Source organism: Yoonia sp., assembly GCF_042093035.1.
In the GTDB taxonomy this organism is placed as follows: Bacteria; Pseudomonadota; Alphaproteobacteria; order Rhodobacterales; family Rhodobacteraceae; genus Yoonia.
The window spans coordinates 21,887-27,886 of record NZ_JBELFI010000022.1 but is presented as its reverse complement, the minus strand read 5'-3'; the positions used below and the strand labels follow the sequence as shown (position 1 = coordinate 27,886).

General features: G+C 56.9%; 8 protein-coding genes. 3 read left to right on the top strand and 5 right to left on the bottom strand.

What is annotated here, in order from left to right; all coding sequences use genetic code 11:
- Positions 1–739, bottom strand: a 739-nt coding sequence (hemC, locus tag ACFDSS_RS05215; RefSeq protein ID WP_375254705.1) for a hydroxymethylbilane synthase, incomplete at its 3' end; no start/stop codon positions are given.
- Positions 740–833: 94 nt separating this feature from the next.
- Here hemC and hemE point away from each other — a divergent pair.
- The gene (gene hemE / locus ACFDSS_RS05210) at positions 834–1,868 is read left to right on the top strand and encodes a uroporphyrinogen decarboxylase (RefSeq protein WP_375254704.1); all 1,035 of its coding nucleotides are present in this window, start codon (positions 834–836) and stop codon (positions 1,866–1,868) included.
- Between the two features lie 53 nt (positions 1,869–1,921).
- A complete protein-coding gene (locus ACFDSS_RS05205; protein WP_375254703.1) occupies positions 1,922–2,287 on the top strand; it encodes a hypothetical protein in 366 nt (121 codons plus the stop codon).
- Between the two features lies 1 nt (position 2,288).
- Here the strand turns inward: ACFDSS_RS05205 and hemF are convergent, their stop codons facing one another.
- Positions 2,289–3,167 (bottom strand): oxygen-dependent coproporphyrinogen oxidase, encoded by an 879-nt coding sequence (gene hemF, locus ACFDSS_RS05200; protein ID WP_375254702.1) that lies wholly within the window; start codon positions 3,165–3,167, stop codon positions 2,289–2,291.
- Between the two features lie 102 nt (positions 3,168–3,269).
- Between hemF and ACFDSS_RS05195 the strand changes: the two genes are divergently transcribed.
- A complete protein-coding gene (locus tag ACFDSS_RS05195) occupies positions 3,270–3,656 on the top strand; it encodes a hypothetical protein (RefSeq protein ID WP_375254701.1) in 387 nt (128 codons plus the stop codon).
- On the opposite strand, the gene ACFDSS_RS05190 is transcribed toward ACFDSS_RS05195, so the two are convergent.
- From ACFDSS_RS05190 to clpS, 3 genes are read right to left on the bottom strand one after another with little or no spacing between them, the layout of a single operon-like run.
- Complete coding sequence (locus ACFDSS_RS05190; RefSeq protein ID WP_375254700.1) at positions 3,657–4,460, bottom strand: SDR family NAD(P)-dependent oxidoreductase; 804 nt, start codon at positions 4,458–4,460, stop codon at positions 3,657–3,659. It lies immediately after the preceding gene.
- 21 nt (positions 4,461–4,481) lie between these two features.
- A complete protein-coding gene (locus tag ACFDSS_RS05185; RefSeq protein WP_375254699.1) occupies positions 4,482–5,450 on the bottom strand; it encodes a class I SAM-dependent methyltransferase in 969 nt (322 codons plus the stop codon).
- Between the two features lie 22 nt (positions 5,451–5,472).
- Entirely contained in the window at positions 5,473–5,814 is a 342-nt protein-coding gene (gene clpS, locus ACFDSS_RS05180; protein WP_375254698.1) for an ATP-dependent Clp protease adapter ClpS, read from the bottom strand.
- Positions 5,815–6,000: the final 186 nt, after the last annotated feature.

The window sequence follows — 6,000 nt, the reverse complement described above, 5'->3', positions numbered from 1 at the left end:
CAAGATGCGCCAGGAATGACCGCTCGGCTGCGAGCCGTTGACCCGTTGGTCCGTCGTGAATGGCCGCGAGCATCTCTGCGGCGCGGCGATCATTACCGCGCCGTTCAATGCCAATTGCACCTTGGGCTACGGCTGGCAACATGACCTCAGGTGCCATCGCAGTCCGCGGCACGTCGTCCATACCCAAGCGGTTCAAGCCTGCCATGGCAAGAAACGTCGCCTCAGCCACCCCGTCCCCCAGCTTTTTCAATCGGGTCTGCACATTCCCCCGGAACTCCACAATGTTGAGATCGGGACGTTTGGCCAGCAATTGCGACCGGCGCCGCAACGAAGATGTCCCAACAGTCGCGCCCTGCGCAAGATCACCGAGCCCTTGGGCGTTCAATGACACAAATGCATCACGCACATCTTCACGCGGCAAGTAAGTGTTCAACAGCAGGCCACCGGGTTGGTCAACCGGCATGTCTTTCATCGAATGTACCGCAATATCAATGGAGCCGTCCAACAGCGCCTCTTCGATTTCGCGGGTAAACAGCCCCTTGCCACCGATCTCTTTAAGGGGGCGGTCTTGGATCGCGTCGCCGGTCACTTTAATCACGCAGACCGCGAACGCATCCTGTGGCAAATCGAAAGCCGCCATCAGCCGCGAGCGTGTTTCATGGGCCTGCGCGAGCGCCAGCGGGGAGCCACGGGTTCCGATGTTGAAAGGCGAGGCGGGGGACGGTAATTTAAGTGTCATGTCGGGATTGTTAGACGTGTCAACCTAGCCTGACAACTCCCTTGACAACATCTTCTGCAATTGGGACCACGGGGATGACAAAAAAGGACAAATTATGCCGCAGCAAAAGACCATTCTTCGGGCCCTCGCGGGTGAAACGCTTCCCACGCCACCGATTTGGATGATGCGGCAGGCGGGGCGCTACTTGCCTGAATACAAAGCGACCCGCGCGCAGGCCGGTGATTTCCTGTCATTGTGCTACAACCCGGAACTCGCCGCCGAGGTCACCATGCAGCCGATCCGTCGCTTTGGATTTGATGCAGCAATTTTGTTTGCCGATATTTTGTTACTGCCGCAGGCGCTTGGGGCGGATCTGTGGTTCGTCACCGGCGAAGGTCCGCGCCTGTCGACGATTACGTCACAGGCCGAATTGGACAAGCTTCTGCCCACCGATGCGATCCATGACACGCTCAACCCGATTTACGAAACCGTGAAAATCCTGTCCCGCGAACTGCCGTCAGAGACCACATTGATAGGATTTGCAGGTTCCCCTTGGACAGTCGCAACCTATATGATCGCCGGTCAGGGCACCCCGGATCAAGGTCCGGCACATGCGCTCAAGGCTGAAAACCGCGCGGTTTTTGAAGGGATCATCGACCGTCTGACCGAAGGAACAGTCGCCTATCTGTCGAAACAGATCGAGGCGGGCGCGGAATGCGTCAAGCTTTTCGACAGTTGGGCGGGGTCACTGCAGGGCGATGACTTCATGGATTATTCGATCAGGCCTATGCAGAAGATCACGGCAGCTCTGAAAGACAAGTATCCGGGGATCCCCGTCATTGTCTTTCCCCGCGGGGCAGGCCAACGCAATGTGGGCGTACATGCGGCGACTGGTGCCGATTGCGTCGCGCTGGATGACGGCGTCGATGCGGCCTGGGCCGCCGCGCATGTCCAAAAGGACGGTTGCGTGCAGGGCAACCTGAAATCATCCCATATGGTGACTGGCGGCGATGCTCTGGTTTCAGAGACGCGGCGCATTTGCGATGATTTCTCGAAAGGGCCGCATATTTTCAACCTCGGTCACGGCATTACCCCGGATGCGGACCCCGAAAACGTGCAACTGATGATCGACACAGTACGCAGCGCATAGCTATCGCGGCGAAATCGGGTAGGCTCTGAACATCAAAGGAGCCTTCATTGCAGATGCCACTGACACTGCGGATAGTTTATCACGGCTTCCGGGCGACACTTCGCGCGGGGCTGATCCTGCTTGTCGCGTGGTTTCTGCTGATCCCGTCAAACGCCAAGGAGCGTGCGGTCCTTAACGCCGCCCCGGGCACAAAATACCCCGATGGTTTGCGCGCAATGCGCACGGCTCAGTTTGTGATCCTGGTGGCACCACCACGCACATATGCGTTGATTGCGCGGGTCAGTGGAACGGATGCAACGCCCGCAGAAATCGAAGCAAACCTGAGAAACGTCGCGGCAGGGCGCGAAGGCAGCACTCCCCAGGAAGAACCGTTCAGCGCCCGCGACATTGAGGGCCCGCGTTTCATTCGCGTAGATTGACTTAGACCCATTTGGCCAGTGGCGGCAGGCTCATCAGCACCGCATTGGCATCATGCCCTGTGGTCAACCCGAACTTCGTACCGCGATCATAAACGAGGTTATATTCCGCATAGAGCCCGCGGTGGACCAATTGCGTGTCCTTATCTGCTTCGGTCCACGGCGTGTTCCGGCGTTTTTCAACCAAGGGCACATAGGCGGGCAAAAACGCCTTGCCGATATCCTGGGTCAGTGCGAAATCTGCGGACCAATCGCCGGTGCAGTAGTCATCCATAAAGATACCACCCACGCCGCGCGCCCGGTTGCGGTGCGGTATATAGAAATATTCATCCGCCCATTTCTTTAGCTTGGGGTAATGCGACTCTCCGTGCGGATCGAGATGTGCTTTTTGGGTGGCATGGAAATGTGCTGTGTCCTCCGCATATTCGATGCAGGGGTTGAGATCCGAGCCACCCCCAAACCACCACGCATGTGGGGTCCAGAACATGCGCGTGTTCATGTGAACGGCAGGCGCATGTGGGTTTTGCATATGGGCAACCAGCGAAATTCCCGATGCCCAGAACCGTGGGTCTTCGGCCATGCCGGGCACGCCACGGGCTGCCATCGCCGTTTGTGCAGCATCGCCCAGTTGACCATAGACGGTCGAGACATTCACACCGACTTTTTCGAACACACGACCGCCACGCATCACCGACATCAGACCACCGCCCGCATCAGCTCCGTCGTCGGAGCTTCGCGTCGTCTCTGTCACTTCAAAGCGACCAACAGGGCCGTCTGCGTCTTGGCTGTCTTCCAATCCCTCAAAGGCCGCGACGATCTCATCGCGCAAGCTGCGGAACCATGCCGATGCTGCTTTCTTTTCTGCGTCAAATGCGTCTGACATGGGTCGTCCTTAATACGATGATATTGAATAACATGTGTTATTGCGTTTTACGCACCATACCGATCAGGTGACGATGATCCAGATCAAAACCGGAGGTTTCCCATGCACCCTACCATGATCGCCCTGCCATTTCTTGTGCTTGCAGCCTGCGCCACGCCGCGTGAACAATGCATCGATAGCGTCACCCAAGATACCCGTGTTCTTGCAAGCCTGATCGCGCAGAGCGAGGGCAATCTGGCGCGCGGCTACGCGATTGAGCAGCGCCAAAGCCTCCGTACCGTTGTCGGCACGTGCCGGGGCCGCAATGAGGATGGATCAGATTTCTTTTTTGCCTGCGATGAAACCAACACCATCACAACCAACGTACCGGTCGCGATTGATTTGCGTGCAGAGCAAGCAAAACTGGCGTCCTTACAACAACGATTTGTCGCAGCGCAGGCTGCCAGCAATGCGGCAGTCGCGCAATGCATCGCCCAAAATCCAGAATAGTCAGTGCGCAGACACTGCCGCGGGATCAATCAACGTCCGGCCACCATCAACGGTGATAATCTGTCCCGTGACAAAGGCGGATGCGTCAGAAGCCAGATATTGAACCGCGTCGGAAACCTCTCCCGGGCTGGCAATGCGGTGCAAGGGCGTGTTGTCAACGATCGCCTCGCGCACATCATCCTGATCCTTCAGCGACCCTTTTAGGCTCGCGCTCATGACACTGCCGAATGCGACCGCATTCACCCTGATCCCATGCGGTGCCAGCGCGACAGCAAGCGACCGTGTCATCTGATCCAGCGCAGCTGAGCTGACCGAATAAGCCAAAAGATCAGGATGCGTGCGACGTGCTGCGATGGAACTGATATTGACGATTGCACCAATGTTGGCCTCGGTCTCGCCTTCGGCTTGCTTAATCATACGCCGCGCGACGGCTTGGCTGACCCGCATCGCGGTCAATGCATTCTGCTGCAACAATTCATCAACGGAGGTGTCATCAGGATCAAGCGGATCGGTCGTCATGACCTGACGCGATGCGTTGACCAAGATATCCACCCGCTCAAACGCATCGACAGTCGCAGACAGCAGATTTGCAATCGTCAGCTTCTTGCGCAGATCACCGGCAAAGATACGCACGTTTTCTTCTTTGTCGGCATCCTGTCCCATTTGTTCTGAAAGCGCTTTTTCATCCATATCCGCAAAGACGACATTGGCACCCATCGCCACAAAATGCCGCCCGATCGCAAGGCCGACACCATTTGCAGCACCCGTCACAATGGCGGTCTTTCCGGAAATCGAGAATGACATTTGAAGTCCTTTCAGGCAGGCCTATCGTTTCGGCCTGTTCGCATGGAATAGTTTGAAAGCGCCATTCCCGCCGATTGTTTCTACGTTGCGGAAACACTCTGTCAGTGTGGTCTCATAAGGCAAGTGCCGATTTGCGACCATCCACAGTTTGCCATGCGGCGCAAGAAGGCGTGCCGCTGACTGAATAAAGCTGCGACCCAGCGAAGGATCAGAGGCGCGGCCTGCATGAAATGGCGGGTTCATCACGATCCCATCATAGGGCTCAGCCGCAAACTGCGTCGCATCGGCCCAATGGAACGCCGCACGCGGGTCGCTGACGTTCAAACGCGCGCACTCCAGCGACAGCGCCTCTGCCTCGATCAGGTCAAGCGATGTGACGCCACTGCGCGCCAGAACCGGCGCTGTCAGATACCCCCAGCCTGCGCCTAGATCAGCCATCCTTGCGGGCAATCTGTCCGGCAGCGCGGCGGCCAGCAAGGCTGACCCGGCATCAACAGTACCGTCCGAAAACACGCCTGCGGTGGTGAAATACCCATGCGCGCCCTTTTCAGGTGGCGGGGCGGTCCATTCTGCAAAGGCATCCTTTGCGGCGAACCAGAAGATGCGGCCATGCCCTTTGGTGATGGAAGGCAATTCGCCCAATGATTTCCGGCACGCCTTGAAAAGGCTATCGACACCATCCGTTTTTTGGCCGTCCACGATAACCAACTGCGCCGTCTTGCACGCATCTGCCACCATCGCGCGCGCCAGGGCTTTCGCACGCGGCACAACCACGATCGCAACCGCTACATCAGGCATGACCCGTCGAACCGGATACCCCGCACCCTGCCAAGCCGCAACATCAGGATAGAACCCGTGAACGATCTGCAGATCATCGCGCGACAGCGCAGAAACATCGTAGCTGGCGGACGGCCGCATCAATGCAATGTCGCCCGCAGGCAACGTCAATAATCCATCATCAATGGCAGTGGAGAGGCGGGAGTTGGACATGGCTGGATGAATAGCGGCGCGGCTATTCTTTCTCCATCGTGCATTGCAAAGGGTGCTGATGACGCTGTGCGAAATCCATCACCTGTGCCACTTTTGTCTCAGCAATTTCGTGGCTGAAGACGCCAACAACGGCGACGCCCTTCTTGTGGACGGTCAACATCAGCTCAAAAGCTTGGGCATGCGAAAGACCAAAGAAGCGTTCCAGCACATGCACAACGAATTCCATAGGCGTGAAATCGTCGTTTAGGATCATCACCTTATACATGGGAGGCCGCTTGGTTTTTGGCTTCGTCTCAAGCGCCACACCGACGCCGCCGTCATCGTCGCTTTTTTTGTCCGCCATCATGTAGAACTCAGCCAGCATCAATCCGCCCTTTGTGGTTGGCGTTATATATAAGGCACAGGTCGGACATGAAAACCCCATGCGCACACAAAGCAGGTCTGGCAGGCGACGTATCAAATCCGTCTATTTAGTATCCACCTACTCCACTACTACCATATCTAGTATTTCAACGTGATTATCGACCCAAAAGTCTTTGAAATTAGGGTA